This window comes from Aeoliella sp., assembly GCF_965227375.1.
Taxonomy (GTDB): Bacteria; Planctomycetota; Planctomycetia; order Pirellulales; family Lacipirellulaceae; genus Aeoliella.
Genome location: NZ_CBDDFX010000002.1, coordinates 1,373,078 through 1,390,044 on the forward strand (window position 1 = coordinate 1,373,078; position 16,967 = coordinate 1,390,044).

The following is a 16,967-nucleotide window of genomic DNA, read 5'->3' on the forward strand; positions in this document are numbered from 1 at the left end:
GACTTCTCCTGCGGGCCTCGGCTCGCAGGGGAAGTTTTTTTTCCAAGAGTGGAACGAAGTGATAACCAACAGAGAGGTTTCTAAGATGCATCGATGCACGCGTCGGACGAAGAGCGTAGCCACCAGGAGGCATGGCGGCTTCTGTGGTCCCCAAGGCGGCTTCACGCTCGTTGAACTGCTCGTAGTGATTGCCATCATCGGTATTCTGGTGGCCTTGCTGCTACCTGCGGTTCAGGCAGCTCGCGAAGCCGCCCGGCGGACGCAATGCATCAATCAGGAGAAGCAACAAGCGCTCGCTGTGCATGGGTTCCACGACACAACCAAGCACTTGCCACCCTGCCGGACGGAGAACCATCACGCAACCTGGCTGTTTCTGATCTTGCCCTACATGGAGCAGCAGGCGGTGTACGACTTATGGCCCATCGAAGTGGACTACTACGACATGCCGACGTCGTTTCACAAGCAAACTGTGCCAGGCATCATGTGCCCATCGCAAGGCCACGAATCGCCGGTGGTGCGCCGCTTGCCCGACAATGTGCATGGCCATCCCAGGGATGAGTACTATGGTGCATTATCCGACTACATGCCACCTGTCACGTCGACGTGTAACGGAACGGCCTTCGATGGCAAGAATGGCAATCCGACTCTTGCCGACCTGGATGGGGCGATGGTGTATGGGGATTATCCGGGGTTTGGAGATGGAAGCACGCCAAACTTCCCCCGCGACTTGCCGCGTTGGTGGTCGCGTACCAGCATGGCCAAGATCACCGATGGTACGAGCCGGACACTGCTGATCTCTGAGAACACAGCGTATACGTCGAAGAATCGACATGCCTTCTGCGGCGACCACGCCGCTGGGTTTCCGCTGGGGGAAGACTCGCCATTTGTGCTCGATGGCGAGGAAGCGTACGGCTTCGGTAGCTTGCACCCGGGAGTGGTCGTGAGTTGCATGGTCGATGGCAGTGTTCAGTCGCTGTTCAAGGACATCGATGCTCGCGTGTTGGACCGCATGGTCACCCGCGCTGGCGGTGAGCTCTACGACGAGAACGGTTCCGCCAGTTCTTGCATCCTCCTGAACGGCGGGGGCGGTGGAGGTGGACAGCGTTGAGTAACCACCACTTTGTAGCGTCGCTGCTCGCCCTGCTACTGCTCTGCGCCGTGGGATGCGGAGACCCGGTTGGGAATGTCTCCGGCACACTTACCACCGCTGACGGCAAGCCGCTTGTCGGCGCCCGAGTCGTGTTGTCGAGCCTCGACTCGGATGACGCGAAACAATCGGCGCGAGCCATCACCGATGACCGAGGTTTCTTTGACATTGGAAGGCAGGAAAAAGGAGACGGAGCGCCGCCTGGCAACTATGCGGTCGCGATTGTCGAGAACCGCGGTTCGCTGGACAGCGTCAAGCCCAGGACGATTGCCGCCAAGTACCAACGGCCAGCCACTTCGGAACTGAAGGTCGAGGTGGTGAACGGTAGCCGGACCAAACTCGATTTGACCTTAGAGTCTCCATAGTGATTCGGTTGAAAGATCTCAGTATACCCCCACTATCACGCACTTTGACGATTCCATCCTAGGCGGGCCATGTCTCGGCCGGAGTGAAGGTACTTCTTCGGAGAATTGAACAATGGGTAAGAGTCTGCGGTGTCTATCTGTCGGTCGTGTGAGTCGAAGAAACGCTTTCGTACTGCAATGGACTTGCATTGCGGTGGCCATTGGATGTCTCGTGTTGAGTAGTCAGGCCTTTGCCGATACGTTCAGCCTGACTCCTGTGCAAGACAGTTACACGTCCGAGTCCAGCCCCACCGCTGTCCCTGGTGCGGGTAACTCATTGGCCTATCGAACTGCGCCTAGTGGAAGTAGTGCTCGAAACGACATCGCGGCCATCCAGTTCGACATTTCATCGGTATCCGGAGTCATTACGGATGCCTCCCTCACCCTCACTCAAAACAGAGACCGCGATGTCGCTCACAGCTTGAACCTGATCGGCGTGCTCGACAGCGTTTCGGGGGGATGGGATGAGAACACGTTGGCCTACTCGAATGCTCCCTGGCTATTCACCGATTCAGATATCGAAGAAGCAGGGGAGTACCTCTATGATCAATGGGATCTGGTGGCAGATGGAGACACGTCGCCCAACTTTCGGCCTGGCGTGGTCGAGGTTCAAGGGACAGACTCCGCGGTGGGCATATCGTTGGGGAACTCAAGCGTTGGCCAGGTCTTTTCGTTCGATGGTACCGGGATAGGTACGTTTCTTCAGCAGGCGGTCAACAACGGCGATAGCACAGTGACTATGCTGGTTGCGTCGCATAGCAACTTCCTTATGTCGGTCTATAGCAAGGAGGGGGCACCTTCTGCGGCAGAACTACCTACTCTTGCCATCGAGACAACCGAGGCTCCTCCCACACAGTTCGAGGTCAATCGCAATACAGGCGCCATCAGTCTACGGAACCTCGGCTCCAGCACCCTGCTGTTCGACGGTTATGAACTGGAGTCCAACAGTCTGGGCGCACTCGATCAATCCAACTGGAAGTCGATTGCGGACAACTATGATTCGGACGGCCCCAATACGGCCGACAGCGGAGCAATGATCGGATCGGTAGATTCCGACGACGAGTGGACCAAGCTCACTCAGCCTACTTCGGACTCCGATCTGAGTGAATTCGAGTTCGGTGGTAACGGCGGCATGCTGGCTGCCGGCCAGGCCGTTGTGCTGAGCCAAGGCGGGGCCTGGATTCAAACTCCAAACGAAACCGACCTGTCCGCTACCATCGCCCTGCCCGACTCGACAATCCTCGAAGTACCTGTGGTCTACACCGGCAATGGCGATGCCGCCTTGCTGAGAAGCGACTTGGACGCGGACGGCGATATCGATGCGGATGACTTCGAGGCCCTTCGCGCTAATAACCCAGCCGATTTGTCATCGCTAAGCACCGCCCAGTCCTACAAACTTGGCGATATCGACGGCGACGGGGACAACGATGGTGCGGACTTCGTGCTGTTCCGATCGGACTTTATCGCGGCCAACAGCTTACAGGCGTTCTCGGCGATGATTGCGGGTACCTCGGTTCCAGAGCCACCCGGAGTAGCACTCGTGTTGATTGTGGGCTGTTGTGCCGTAGCGACTCGACTGCGCCGCTCCCGCGGAAGAAGCCTTGTGGGGTCTGGTCGTTGGCTCGCAATCGTGTGTGCGGCGCTCACGCTCCTGGCCGCAAAGCCGAGTCAAGCGGTCAATCTGCCGGTGGCTGCCGACACCTATTTTGCCGAAGGGAACGATTCACCGGAGAGTCCGACGACTGCGGACATGCGAATTCGGTACAGCACACTTGAAGAGACAACACGTAATCAAATCATCGCGCTGAAGTTTGATGTCAGTTCGTTGAGCAACACCGTGGTTTCAGCCGGACTGAACCTCACCTCGCAAAGAAATCACAGCCCCAATTACGAGATGAACCTGTTCGGTGCATTCGGGTCGGTTGCTGGCGATTGGACGCAGGCCGATTCGACCTCGACTTGGCATCAGTTCCCGCTCATGCAGGCCGACAACGACAGTCTATTCACCGAGGCGAGCGACTTCATCTACGACCAGTGGGATCTGGTGCCCAACGGCGACACGGACGACAGTAATCTATTGGTGCAGGAACTGGTCGGCGACGAAAGTGGTGGGATTCAGTTCGGCGGCGGTAACATCGACGAGGACGACACCATCACCTTCGACGATCCCAACATCGCTGCGTTCCTGGATTCTGCCCGCTTGGCAAGCGAGTCGACTGTGACCTTCCTGCTCGCAACACGGACCCAGTCGACCGGTGAGTTCCGATTATACGATGAGGAATCGGCTCCGAGTGCGGCATTCACGCCGAACCTTGATGTCCTGACAATCGACGAGGTGCCCAGGATCACCGTCAACACGAATAACGGTGAGATACGGTTTGTGAATCCCACCGCATCCGACATCGACTTCGCCCAGTATCAAATTGACAGCCCGCTGGGCCTGCTCGAAACCGGCGACTCAGAATGGGAAAGTTTGGCCGATAGAGGTATGGATGGAGTCGACGGTGCGGATCCCGGCTCCACCATTGGCGATACACTTGGCGAGCTATGGGCCGAATCGGAGAACGTTGGCCCGAACACGCTTGCCGAGTTGTTTTTGCTCGGAAACAGCACGGTGCCTGCTGGTGGATTCATCAGTCTGGGAAGTGCCTATGATCAAGACGCGCTTGTGGACGATGAAAACATGACCTTCGAGTACTTCGACATCAATGAAAATGCCATTGTGTCGGCGTTCGTCGAATTGATTGCTCCCGAAGGCCTCCCGGGCGACTTCAACGACGATGGAGTTGTCAACCTGGCCGACTACACGGTCTGGCGGAATAACCTCGGTGGCTCAGAGGCGGCTCTTAACGGCAATGGCGACGACACCGGTGGCAGCAGTGGTGTGGTCGACTCCGCTGACTACGCTTTGTGGAAGAGCGAGTTTGGCAACTCGTCCGGGGCCGGCAGCCTGGCGGCCGGCTCGCAGACGAACGTGCCGGAACCCGGAACGTGGGCCCTTCTGTCGATCGCGTTCGTGGCAGGAGTTTGCTATCGCAGAACTCGAACGTCGGTCGCGGCAGTGCGGGCAGCCTTTGCGATGTTAGTCGCGATACTCGCATCGCAAAGCGCACTCGCCGCTACCGACGATCGTTTCTACAGCTTTGGTGAGGACGGAGCAGAAGCGGCCCAAGTGAACACCACACTGGGCAGCAATGGCATCCTCGGCTTTACTCTCGACTCGGAAGGGCCGCAGTTTGGGTTCATCGATCTCTCCGTCAACGGCACACCGACCTACCGAGACGTTTCCGATCGTCCCGGCGCGGGCTCCACGCTCGGCGCTGAGTTCGACGGACCGGGCAGTGGCGACTTCCTGAGCGCCATCATCTCCACCAGCAGCCCCGACTTCATGTGGGACAACACCGACACCTTCTTTACCGACCCTCAGAAGCCGTTCCCGCGCAACTACAGCGGGCTATTCGGCTACGGGATGCAGGCGTGGGTGAAGCCGAATTCTGCGACGCAGAACGTTCGTCAAGACATCGTAAACAACACCGAAGAAAGCGCCATTTACATCACCCCGTCCAACACTTGGGGGTTGAGATTCGATGGCGGCGACCGAGATAGTGGCCAAGCCGTGGCCTTCAACACGTGGACCCATGTGCAAGGTCTGGCCGGCGCGTTCGACACCGTCGGCGGTTCATCTCGCCAGGGTGGTGTGCTCTTGGTAAATGGTGAGGCGGTAGCCGGCAGCACGGGCAGCTACGAAGACTCGGACAACGGCATCACCATCGGAGGCAATCTAAACGGCGACGGCGCTTTCTACCACGGCATCATCGACGAATTCCATCTGTCGGTGTGGGGCGACACATCCGACGAAACGGGTCCCCCGGTAGGCGAAGACTTCGGCGCGTTTAATCCTGCCGAAGACAACGAGTGGATTATGCGAGAGCTCGCCAGCCTGGGTGTCACCGATGCGGCCGATGCCAACATGGATGGCAGTGTCACGCCGGCTGACGTCAACACACTGGCAGCGAACTGGAAGAACGTTCGAGTGGTTGGCGGCGTGCAGATTGGCGACTGGATGAGCCGACAGCAAGGCGATTTGAACTGGGACGGCGAAGTGGACATCCGCGACGCGGTGATCCTCGACCAGGCCCTGAGCGGGAATGGGTTTGGCGGTGTCGACTTTGGTGCCCTGCTGGGTGGTGGAACCACCGTACCAGAGCCCTCGACCATTGCTCTGGCCGCCCTGGCGGTGGTGGTTTTGAGGGTGAATCGCGGCCGACATTTGGGATAAATGAGGGGCAATCCTCCATAAAGACTGCACTCTGTTACAGGAATTGGTGTTCGATCAGATTTCTTCGTAAGATTTCTGCGTCGGCGCGTTATATAGGTTGCGGCGTCGATGTTGGCGGCAGCCATGTTGAGATGTGTCTCAACTACTGCCACAAGAGTTTCCCGCTCCAAAACTAAACTGGTCAGGCGATCTGCGGAATTGACGAATTGATGATCTCAGGTAACAAGCGAGCTTCCAAAGGCCCGGGCGTGGTGGGTGCTACTGCGCGAGTGTCGCTGCTGGCTTTGATTGGATGGTTGGCTGGCCCGGTCTCAGCAACTCGGGCGGACGACAAGCTCGATTTCAATCGCGACATCCGCCCCATTCTCTCCGACGCATGTTTCCACTGCCACGGTAATGACCAGTCGACTCGCGAAGCCGAACTTCGGCTCGACTTGTGGGAATCGGCCACCGCGGAACTGCCTTCCGGTGCGCGCGCGATTGTCCCTGGCGACTTGGAAGCAAGCGAACTGGTAGCCCGCATCACCACCGACGACGGATCGAGGATGCCGCCCGAAGATAGCGGCAAGCATCTGAGCGCGGAGCAGATTGAACTGCTGAAGCGATGGATCGCCGAAGGCGCCGAACATCGTGAACACTACGCGTTCGAGACGATCGAGCGACCAGCAGTGCCGGACGTGACCAATCAGGCGTGGGTGGCAAATCCCATCGACGCATTCGTCGCCGCGCGCCACGAAGCAATGGGCCTCGCGCCGCGCCCGGAAGCGGACAAACAGACGCTCGTGCGGCGGGTGACGCTCGACTTGCGCGGGTTCGGCCCCACGCTGGCCGAGGCGAGCGAGTTCGTCGAAGACGACTCGCCCGATGATTACGAGAAGCTGGTCGACCGCTTGTTGGGTTCGCAGCAGTTTGGCGAGCACAAGGCACGCTATTGGCTCGACCTGGTGCGTTACGCCGACACGCACGGCATGCACTTGGACAACTATCGCGAGATGTGGCCGTATCGCGATTGGGTGATCCAATCCATCAACCACAACAAGCCATTCGATCAGTTCACTATCGAACAACTGGCCGGCGACCTGTTGCCGAACCCAACCCTCGAGCAGCAGGTTGGATCGGGATATAACCGCTGCATTGTCACCACCAACGAGGGCGGTTCTATTCCCGAAGAGGTCTACGTGCGCAACGTGGTCGACCTGGTCAACACCACCGGCACGGCCTTCTTGGGCTTGACCGTGGGCTGTGCCCAGTGTCACGACCACAAGTACGACCCGCTGTCGCAGAAGGAGTACTTTGAGCTCTTCGCGTTCTTCAATAGCATCGACAGCCACGCTATGGATGGCAACGTAAAAGACCACGCCCCTTGCGTCCACGTTTTGTCTGCTGAGGACAAAGTTTGCATTGCAGAATGTCGAGCGAAACAGGATGCCGCCAGAGCGGAAATCGACAGCCTGACGGAGCAGCGAACGAAGGAACTCGAAGCCTGGACGCGGAGCTTTAGCAAGGTCGACGCCCCGATTCCGCCGACTTGCAATGTATCGCAGACTTGCGACGACCTGGTCACGCACTTGCCGCTGGACGAAGCGGAAGGTTTGAGTTTGTTCGACGCTGTCGAAGAGAAATCGTGCGGTTCCATCACCGGTGTGGCCAATTGGCGCCCAGGTCGTGTTGGTCAGGCGCTAGCGGTTAGCAAGGACACCCGAGTTGAACTCGAATCGGGCATCGGTGCATTCAAGGGCAAATCGTCCTTCAGTTTCGGGTGCTGGCTGCGGATGGCCAGCGACGACAGCGGCGCCATTCTGGCGCGAATCGACGAGAAGAGGAAGCTGCGTGGCTGGGAGTTCGGCGTCGAACGTGGCCGGCTCTATGTGTCGTTAATCGGCTCCTGGCCCCAGTACGCCATCAAGGTGATCTGCCAGGAAGACATCCAGCCGGACACATGGACGCACGTGTTTGTCACATACGATGGCAAGGCTCGTGCCAAAGGTGTTCGTCTGTTTGTCAACGGCCGCATGCAAGAGGTGCACACCAAGGTCGATTCGCTCAACTCGAAGGAGCGGCCAAGTATCGACAACGAGAAGCCGATGCTGATTGGTCGGCGCGGCGAGACGAAACTACTCGAAGACGCCCAGTTCGACGACGTAACCCTGTTCGACGAAGAGTTGGCAACCTACGAAGTGGCAGCACTGGCTCAGCAGCCGTTGGTTACCTCTATGCTGGATTCACCCGCGAACGAGTGGACCGAAGAAGACTGGGAAGTACTGCGCCAGCACTACTTCGCCACCAGCGATGCTGACGCTATTGAGCTCTACGAGCAAATCGAAGAGCAGGAAAACAAGATCCGCGAAATAGTTCATCGCTCTCCCAGCACACTCGTCTCACGCGAATTGCGGTTCCCACGCCCCGCTTACTTGCTAAATCGCGGCAACTACGACCAGCCAGGCGAGCGCGTGGAGCGTAAAACGCCTGCGATCCTTCCCCCGATGGATACCTCGTTGCCTCGCAATCGACTTGGCTTCGCCAAGTGGCTAGTCGATCCGGAGCATCCGCTCACCGCCAGGGTGACAGTCAATCGCATTTGGCAGGAGTACTTCGGTACCGGTTTGGTGAAGACGTCCGAAAACTTTGGACTGCAAGGCGAGCCGCCCAGCCATCCGGAGTTGCTCGATTGGCTGGCCGCCGAGTTCATCGAAAGCGGTTGGGATGTGAAGCACATTCACCGCTTGATCGTCACCAGTTCCACCTATCGCCAGGCGTCGGCCGCCCCGCCCGAAGCGTTTGCGGCCGACCCGGATAATCGCTTGTTGGCCCGCGGTCCGCGATACCGACTCGACGCCGAAATGCTTCGCGATCAAGCTTTGGCGGTCAGCGGGCTGATGGTCGACGAACTGGGTGGGCCGAGCGTCAAACCGCCACAGCCCGATGGCCTGTGGCATGCCGTGGCTTACGGCGGGTCGAACACGGCTCGGTTCAAAGCGAGCAAGGGCGACTCGGCCTATCGACGCAGTGTCTATGTGTTCTGGAAGCGGACTTCGCCACCGCCCTACTTCGTGCTGTGCGATGCACCGTCGCGCGAGGAGAGCTTCGCCCGCCGCGAGCGAACGAGTTCGCCACTGGTTGCCTTGATGCTGATGAACGAGCCATCGTACGTCCGGTCGGCAAACGCTTTCGCCAGCGCCGCCTGGAACCATTCGAGCGAGCCACGCGAGCAAGCTGCCTTCCTGTACCAGCGTGCGACTTTGAGCGAGCCAACAGAGGAGAAACTCGACGCGCTGGAGACCGCCTATGGGAAGTTCCTGGCGAAGTACGAAGCGAACCCGGAGGACGCGACCAAGCTGTTGTCTCAAGCGGGGAAGGAGCTTCCGCTCGCGGACGGCGCGCCGCAACCGGCGTTGGCGGCTACGACCATGTTGGCCAACGTCGTGTTGAATCTTGATGAAGTGCTGAACAAGGAATAGTGGTGATGAATCCAGTTGAAATGCTTGCCAATCTGGAGTCTCGCCGGTACTTCCTACGCCGATCGGCGATCGGCCTGGGCGCGGCGACTGCCACCTCGCTCTTTCAGTCGGGTAATGCCCACGCCAAGTCGGCGGCAACGACGGGCCTGCCAGGGGTTCCCCATCTGCCGCCCAAGGCGAAACGCATCATCTACCTGTTCATGGCAGGTGCCCCATCGCAGATGGACACCTTCGACTACAAGCCGGACATGAAGAACAAATTCATGACCGACTTGCGGACCGAGCGCGACGCCAACGGCGAATTGGTGCTGCAGAATCGGGTCACCACGATGACCTCGCATCAGGCGACGTTTCCCATCGCGCCTTCGCCGTGGGAGTTCGAGCAATGCGGCGAGTCGGGCGCGTGGGTCAGCGAGCTGCTGCCGCACACCAAGAAGATCGTCGACGACATTGCCATCGTGAGAAGCGTGTGGACCGAGGCGATCAATCACGACCCAGCGATCACCTACATTCAGACCGGCAACCAGATTCCTGGCCGCGCGAGTCTGGGATCGTGGCTGAGCTACGGCCTGGGAAGCGACAACAAGGACCTGCCAGCGTTTGTCGTGATGACGCCCAGCTGGACCGGGCGCAAGACCGCGCAGGCGTTGTTCAATCGCCTCTGGGGTTCCGGCTATCTGCCGTCCAAGCACAACGGGGTGCTGTTCCGCAAAGGGAGCGATCCGGTCCTCTACCTATCCAATCCCGCCGGCGTCGACCGCGACACGCGTCGGCAGATGCTCGATGCGGTGGCCGCCATCAATCATCAGACCTACGAGGAAGTCGGCGACCCGGAAACCAACGCATGGATCGCGCAGTACGAGATGGCTTTCCGCATGCAGAAGTCGGTGCCCGAACTCACCGACCTATCCTCCGAGTCGGCCAGCACCAAAGCGTTGTATGGCCCCGAGGTCGACAAGCCGGGCACCTTCGCCGCAAGCTGTTTGTTGGCTCGCCGAATGGTCGAACGGGGTGTGCGGTGCGTCCAGATTTTCCATCGCGGCTGGGATCAACACAGCAACCTGGAACGGGACCTTCCAAACCAGTGCCGCGACGTCGACCAGGCTTCCGCCGGATTGGTGATGGACTTGAAGCAGCGGGGCTTGCTGGAAGACACCCTGGTGGTCTGGGGTGGCGAGTTTGGCAGGACTTTGTACAGCCAGGGCGACTTGACCAAGAAAGGCTACGGCCGAGACCATCACCCCAAGTGCTTTTCGATTTGGATGGCCGGCGCCGGCGTGAAGCCCGGCATCGTCTACGGCGAAACCGACGACTACAGCGTCAACATCACCAAGAACCCGGTCCACATCCGCGACCTGAACGCCACCATCCTCAATCAGCTTGGCATCGACCACGAGAAACTGATCTTCAAGTACCAGGGCCTCGACCAACGACTCACCGGCGTGGAAGAGGCCCACGTGGTGCGTGACATCTTGGCGTGATCTAGTACACGCGACGGAATTCTACGCAGTAGCGTCTTGCTGGGCGGTCACGAGTGGGAGAGGCCGCCAATCGGGTTGTCGCGTTCTTTGCAGAGTTCTAGGGTCGCAGGTGGGAACATCGGCCTCATCCTCCGTGGCCGTGGTGGTTGGATTGGGCGAAGGATAAGACGGAGGCAATCGCAGCTGGTTTACTCGGCTGCCTCGTGTTATGGTGAGATTCTCGTCCCACACGGTCAGGAGTGCAGGCCCATGCAATCCTCTCGACATTGGTTTGTATACACAAACGAAAAGCAGCACGGGCCGTACAACGACGAACAGCTGGCTACGCTGGTTCAAGAGCACAAGATCACGCCTGAAACATTGCTTCGCCTAGATGGGGGGAATGAGTGGCGAGAGTCCAAGGAAGTGAATGGCTTGTGGGACCCGGAGGAAGTGGGCAATCCCCGCCTGCTGGACGCGTTGTTTATCGTGGAGTGTCTGTTTGCCGGTTTGTTCGGAATCCTAGCGGTGTCCGCTGGTGGCAATTTGATTGCGGGGATTGGTGCTACCATCTTTGTGCTAGTTGCGCTTAAGAATCGCAGCGACCGAGCTAAGATGCCTCATTACGACCGCAAGTTTCTGCCAAAGAGCGTAGGTGGGATTCTGTTCTGTATCGCGTGTGTAGCTGTCATGGTGGTGGCAGTACTGCTCGCCGCAAGATAGCCCTCGGAGCCGAGCCGCGACGGTTGCCCCCTTGATGTACGACAATGTGAAGTAGCCGGGCAGAGGCTTCAGGAACAGCCGCAACTCGTGGCAGCTGTTGAGGGTGACCACCAGCGAATAATTGGCGACTCGGGGTGCCAGCGGCAGTGAGAATGTCGAGTAACAGCAGCCCCAGCAAATTAAGCACGCCCGACAGGATTCGAACCTGTGACCTGCGGATTAGAAGTAGAAGATTTCCGCTGGACACTTGAGCGGGAAACACTAGGTACACCGTGTTTTACAGTGTCTGCTCGGACTAGGGCCGAACCTCATAATGGCCCGGAATGTCCGTCTGTGGCTGGGTATAGGTGTCGAGACACCCGCAGAACTAATGCCCATAATATACAGGATGACAACTCTAAGAATTAATCTCGATCCGTGCCCTTGCGAAAGCGGAAAGCTTATAAAAGACTGTACCTGCCTGTCGAAAGAACGGAGGTTCCTCCCAACTCCGGTGCAGACGACTATCCCCACTTTGGGCGGCTCGTATCGCAATCCCAAATGCTACGCTTCGGCCTTAGGGGGTTGTTCAAAGAAGCTAAGTCGTGAACATTTCTTGAGTCGATGTGTTTTGGATGCGATTAGCCTTGACGGCAGTCTTGAGGTCATGGGTCTAGGACCAGAAGGGGTACCAGTTCAAACCTCGGTCGCAAACTTCAACTCAAAAACGCTCTGCATGTACCACAACTCTGCTCTTTCCCCTCTCGATACACTTGCCGATCGGTTCTTTCAGAAACTGACGTTTGGCGGAGAGACGAAAAGTGAAACTGTGTACGGATTCAATGGTCACGATTTAGAACGATGGTTTCTGAAGTGCTTGCTCGGGTTTGGTGGGGCCGGACTTGCTCGTTACAAATCAATAAAGTTCCCCAAACTCAACGCACCGTCATGGTTGCTCGATATCCTTTTTGGAAAAGGGGCGTTCGAAGACGGCCTCGGTTTGTACATTTCTCGTCGAGGTGAACTAGCTGAAGCAGGTGTATCGCTAATTGTGCGAGAATCTAGTAATCCGCTTTACACGGTTTGTGGGGCTCGTGTGATGCTCACGGGGTTCCAGTTCGTACTGACTACTTCACGGCCACCAAGTAACCCAGAGCCGAATGCTCTTGTAGGTGCGGTGCACCGTCCAAGTGAGTTGGTGTTTTGGTCTCGCGACGGACGTTTTAAGACAACGCTCCTGTTGGGCTGGTCTCCTCCATGGAAGGGGCAAACAGTGACGATGAAGTTTTCCCCCGAATGCGATTAGGTCAGCTATTACAGTTCCCTAGCCTTTGCTTCTTCAAAGTTCTTGCGTCTATTCTCAACCTGAATAGGCGAATTCACCAAGCCGAGAATTTTCTCAGCTGGTGTTACAATGGCGATTCCCATGTTGATTGATGGGGGACCTGGAGGCAGCATAATGTCTTCTAATGTGTCGTGACCGAGGTCGCCATCGTAGTGACCGTGGATCAATCCGAGCAGCTTTAGTTGATTCCACGCAGGGCCTGTTCGTAATGCACGCGGTCCATCCATGTGCAAGAAAACTGGCGAGCCGCTGAAGCCGCCTATCGAACGGGCCTCCACGAGGTAAGCATCCATTTTGCCATAACGGGAGGTGTGAACCGGCTCTTCTGGCATAGCTGCGATGTTTCCCATTCGCATAATGGGAATATTTGCCGATTCGCCTTTGTGGTGAACGAACAGGCCGGGAAAGATCAGGTTATCTCCCGGTCCAACCTCCAGCTCGCTCGTTTTTTCGTCAGTCAAGAGTTCAGTGTGTAGGATTGAACGATGGTCATCCTTCCCGACATTGATGGGCAGGACCGCAACGTCGGCACTTTCTTCTGGATGATGTATCCACCGAGAAACCGGATATTTGGCAACTCTCATCCCGCCTTTCGGACTGTTAAGTCGCAGGATTGCTTGGCCCTTAGTGGACCTAGCTTCGATGCTCTCAACTACGTGCTTTGCGGTCACCACATAGTGAGCGTGACCATCGTCTGGGTTGTCAGTCCATGGCACTGCGATAAAGAAACCTGTCCCAATGATCCTCAGATCCTCATCTCTTTCGTAGCCAATGAAGATGACAGACTTGCGGACCCAGTCCGGTGGTGGCTGCATGGTTCGTCGCCTCCTAGGTTAGGCAAACACTCATGTTAGCAAAGCTATCGTCGTGCACCTACAATGTACCCGCTCTTGTGCAGGTAAACTCCAATGCCCCGGCCACGGTGCCGAGAACCCGCCCACCTGGAAGCTTTCGGCTGCTCTGACGACTACGCCATCGTTGTCGATATGAGTGTGACGAACATCGTCGTCTGCGATGGCAAGCCAATGTTTCCCACGAATGCTGCCATCCTGCTCAAGCTGCTGGTACACAGAGTCGTGCCCGCTGTTCATCGCAGAGGAGGTCTCGGTCCTGCTGATCCGCAGTGCACGACGTCTGGCCATCGTGCCGCCTAGCTCTTCTCTGATCTTCTTAGCACGCCCGACAGGATTCGAACCTGTGACCTGCGGATTAGAAGTCGCGTCGGAGTTGCTCAACTGTTCCCCAACTGTTGAAAACACCGAGAACGGCGCGCGTTTCATCGTCGAGAATTTAGGTACCAGAGCGGTGCGAGGTACCATTTGAGGTACCACTTTGCTGCTTGTGCTTTTACCCCGGTGCGGATAGGGAGCAGTTAACATTGCCCCAGCAATGCCTTGACAAGACAAAAGAGATTGGTAGCATACAGACTGACGGGGCATGGTGTACGCGTGCTTGAGCGCTGGGGCCATCGTTTACCTCGTCTAACAAAATGCATATAGCCCACCGCTGGGCACCCCAAATGCCAGAATGACAAGATCGGCATGGGAATCGTAGCGTTAATCTAACGCCGGTTGCCATGCCGTTTTTTCGTTTGGCCAACCGGCTAGACCGGGAGGCCAACAATGGCAAGACGAAAAGCAACTACAAACGGACCCGCCGTCGATCCTAGTTTGCTCTACGGGATCGAGGAATTCTTGCGAGCGGCCGGCATCGGCCGCACTACTGTCGCCCGCGCCGCCACTCTCGGAGTCGAGCTCCCCACTCACGACGTTGGCCGACGTGTCTACGTCGATGGTGCCGAGGGCATCCAGTATCTGAAAGACGTGGCCGCTGCGCAAGCTGCGGAGAAGCAACTGGCATTCGCGTAGGAAACGAGAAAACCGCGCCGGGGCAATTTTGGGCTTCGCCTCGACGCGGTTCGAGCAAATGGATGGATCCATGGTATCAAACTTCGACCCGGTTCCCGACGAGATTCGGGAAATAATTCAACAGGCCAAAGCGAGCCCCCGGAAAGCGGCCTCGCGTGACGAGGTTCTCGCGATTATCGCCGCCACGCGCGCTTTCGAGCGTCAATTCGGCCACGATCGGTTCTATGCACGCTGGGCGGCAAAGCGGCGACGCGCGGCCTTACGCGTTCTGCTCGAACGCTGGGGGTCGCAATGACAGCAACAGTAAACGCCGTCGATGCGGCGGCCGAGTATGCCGATCTTGGTTTTCGGGTGTTTCCCCTAAAGCCCGGTGCGAAGGTGCCGGCAACTAAGAACGGCTGCAAAGACGCCACGGGCGACGTAGAGCAGATCGAGCGATGGTGGGGACATACCCCCGACGCGAATGTCGCGATCGCAACTGCCGGCCTGTTGGTGGTCGATATCGACGGGGCCGATAACTCACTGCTACGCAACGCCGACAGGATGCTCGAGCTTTCGGTCGCGCCATACACACAGACGCCGAGCGGTGGCCGCCACTATCTGTTCCAGCAACCGCCTGGCACCTGGGGTAACACTACTAGCAAGCTAGCCCCCAAAGTCGACACCCGCGCCGATGGTGGTTACATCGTTGCGCCGCCGAGCGTGTTGACCAACGGCGGGTACAAGTGGCTTAGCGATCCGCTCGACGTTTCGCCCGAGCGACTACCATTGCCGCCGCAGTGGGTCATCGACGGGCTTGTCGGCGACGCGGAGCTTGCCGAGATTGCAGCAATCAACGGCTCGGACGCTCGCGATCTGGTGGATATTTCGCAAGGCGTGGTCGAAGGCGGTCGCAACGACGCCGCGGCACGCTACATTGGCGAACGACTTCGCGGGCTTCCTGAACTCAGCGACGCGGCAGTACGGTTCGTGCGCGACGCTGCAACCGGATGGAACACACGCAACAGGCCCCCGCTCGATGAGGGCGAACTCGGCAAGGTGTTTGAGAGCATTTACCGCCGCGAGATCCAGCGCAGGACGGGCGAAGCTGCTGTACTGCCACTCAAACCCGAGCAGATCGCCCGCGGCGATGAGCGGGGCGACCTGCGGCTCGAGATCGTCGACTCCGATCCGAGGACTTTCCGGTTGCACTCGTCAAGGTGGGAGGGGTACGTTGTTCTCTCGGAAGATGATCTGATGAGCCCAACCCGGCTGGCCAAGCGTGTGCTCGGTCAAGCCGACTACATGCTCCCCTCGCTGTTTCTCAAGCAGTGGAAGAGCGCAACGCTCCCGCAGCTCTACAACGCTGCCTCGCACGTCGCAGCACCGCGGGAAATGAAGCGATCCCTCGTTGTCGCGGAGCATCTATACAACGCTCTGTCGCAGTGTTTCGACCGCGACGAGCCAATGAAGGACGGACGACCAGTGAGAGTGGCCGATGTCGGGATTACGTTCAAATTCAACACCGTGTGGGAGGATATGCACCTCAGCGCCGACAAGATCACGCGTGCCGAGTTGATTAAGGCGGTCGAGGCCGCTGGCATCGATCAAGAGTACCGGCCGCGGGTCGGCGGAAAGCGGATGAGCTTCAAGGTGTGCACCACCGAGAACCTGGCCAAGCTTGAGGAGATGCTCGATGGGTAGTCCGGTACACCCTATACGCGAGAAAAAAATTCATCGTGCGTTTTTTCAAAATGCCGAGGGACCGAGCGCACCAGTGGTGTTTCTCCCCTGTTCCAATGCATTTTCTGGTGCGCTCGGCGGTGCGCTGGACCACTTTTGCCCAGCGCACCAGGTGTACCAGTCTGCTATCCGACAAACAGTCCCGCGAGTCGTCGGGGCGATAGTGTTTTTCCTCGCGTATAGGCGAGGGTAGATTCAAGTAACCACACGGAGGTGAATTATGTCGAACAGGATTCTCAGCCCCCCTGGTGCACCACCACGGCCAACGCTGGAAGAACAGGGCTTCGATCCCAGCACGCCAGAGGGCTGGGCCGCGATCGAGGCAGCGGTGGAGAAGATCAACGCCATTCGGCGCGCCAGTTGTCCTCGCGTCAGCACGACGGTCGGCGATCAGAGCCGCATGGCCGAAACCGGGCCAAGCCACCTAAGCGAGGCACAGCAGCAGCTCGAAGCCGCTTGGACCTGGCAGTACGTCAACTACTCGTACAACCGCACGTGGCCTGAAGGCGTCACCACGACGATCAACCCGTTCAGTCCGTGCTAGGGTAAAGACATCAATGCGGCAACCCGCCTAGGTTCTTT

12 protein-coding genes are annotated in these 16,967 nt (G+C 58.1%); 10 read left to right on the plus strand and 2 right to left on the minus strand.

From position 1 onward, the window contains the following. Positions 1-85 precede the first annotated feature (85 nt). From ACQK2L_RS18605 to ACQK2L_RS18635, 7 genes are all read left to right on the plus strand, one after another. Positions 86-1,108, plus strand: a complete 1,023-nt coding sequence (locus ACQK2L_RS18605; protein ID WP_425398540.1) for a DUF1559 domain-containing protein — start codon at positions 86-88, stop codon at positions 1,106-1,108. Beyond that, positions 1,105-1,512 carry a carboxypeptidase-like regulatory domain-containing protein gene (locus ACQK2L_RS18610; protein ID WP_425398541.1) on the plus strand — a complete coding sequence of 136 codons (408 nt, stop codon included), beginning with the start codon at positions 1,105-1,107 and terminating at the stop codon, positions 1,510-1,512. The genes ACQK2L_RS18605 and ACQK2L_RS18610 overlap by 4 nt, the downstream gene beginning before the upstream one ends. A gap of 211 nt (positions 1,513-1,723) precedes the next feature. Continuing rightward, on the plus strand, positions 1,724-5,830 hold the full coding sequence (locus tag ACQK2L_RS18615; RefSeq protein ID WP_425398542.1) for a DNRLRE domain-containing protein: 4,107 nt from the start codon (positions 1,724-1,726) through the stop codon (positions 5,828-5,830). A 209-nt stretch (positions 5,831-6,039) separates the two neighbouring features. Next, positions 6,040-9,288, plus strand: a complete 3,249-nt coding sequence (locus tag ACQK2L_RS18620) for a DUF1553 domain-containing protein (RefSeq protein ID WP_425398543.1) — start codon at positions 6,040-6,042, stop codon at positions 9,286-9,288. Between the two features lie 5 nt (positions 9,289-9,293). Continuing rightward, the gene (locus ACQK2L_RS18625) at positions 9,294-10,769 is read left to right on the plus strand and encodes a DUF1501 domain-containing protein (protein ID WP_425398544.1); all 1,476 of its coding nucleotides are present in this window, start codon (positions 9,294-9,296) and stop codon (positions 10,767-10,769) included. A 249-nt stretch (positions 10,770-11,018) separates the two neighbouring features. After that, positions 11,019-11,471 carry a DUF4339 domain-containing protein gene (locus ACQK2L_RS18630; RefSeq protein ID WP_425398545.1) on the plus strand — a complete coding sequence of 151 codons (453 nt, stop codon included), beginning with the start codon at positions 11,019-11,021 and terminating at the stop codon, positions 11,469-11,471. Positions 11,472-12,066: 595 nt separating this feature from the next. Beyond that, on the plus strand, positions 12,067-12,756 hold the full coding sequence (locus tag ACQK2L_RS18635) for a hypothetical protein (RefSeq protein WP_425398546.1): 690 nt from the start codon (positions 12,067-12,069) through the stop codon (positions 12,754-12,756). A gap of 8 nt (positions 12,757-12,764) precedes the next feature. Here the strand turns inward: ACQK2L_RS18635 and ACQK2L_RS18640 are convergent, their stop codons facing one another. Together ACQK2L_RS18640 and ACQK2L_RS18645 are read right to left on the minus strand one after the other, a co-directional pair. Further along, positions 12,765-13,610, minus strand: a complete 846-nt coding sequence (locus ACQK2L_RS18640) for a hypothetical protein (RefSeq protein WP_425398547.1) — start codon at positions 13,608-13,610, stop codon at positions 12,765-12,767. Between the two features lie 30 nt (positions 13,611-13,640). Then, complete coding sequence (locus ACQK2L_RS18645; protein ID WP_425398548.1) at positions 13,641-14,264, minus strand: phage minor head protein; 624 nt, start codon at positions 14,262-14,264, stop codon at positions 13,641-13,643. A gap of 153 nt (positions 14,265-14,417) precedes the next feature. Here ACQK2L_RS18645 and ACQK2L_RS18650 point away from each other — a divergent pair, with 153 nt between their 5' ends. From ACQK2L_RS18650 to ACQK2L_RS18660, 3 genes are all read left to right on the plus strand, one after another. Continuing rightward, positions 14,418-14,663, plus strand: coding sequence for a hypothetical protein (locus tag ACQK2L_RS18650; protein WP_425398549.1), 246 nt, complete (start codon positions 14,418-14,420; stop codon positions 14,661-14,663). Positions 14,664-14,954: 291 nt separating this feature from the next. After that, the gene (locus ACQK2L_RS18655) at positions 14,955-16,346 is read left to right on the plus strand and encodes a bifunctional DNA primase/polymerase (protein WP_425398550.1); all 1,392 of its coding nucleotides are present in this window, start codon (positions 14,955-14,957) and stop codon (positions 16,344-16,346) included. 259 nt (positions 16,347-16,605) lie between these two features. Then, positions 16,606-16,929 (plus strand): hypothetical protein, encoded by a 324-nt coding sequence (locus ACQK2L_RS18660; protein WP_425398551.1) that lies wholly within the window; start codon positions 16,606-16,608, stop codon positions 16,927-16,929. Positions 16,930-16,967 lie beyond the last annotated feature (38 nt).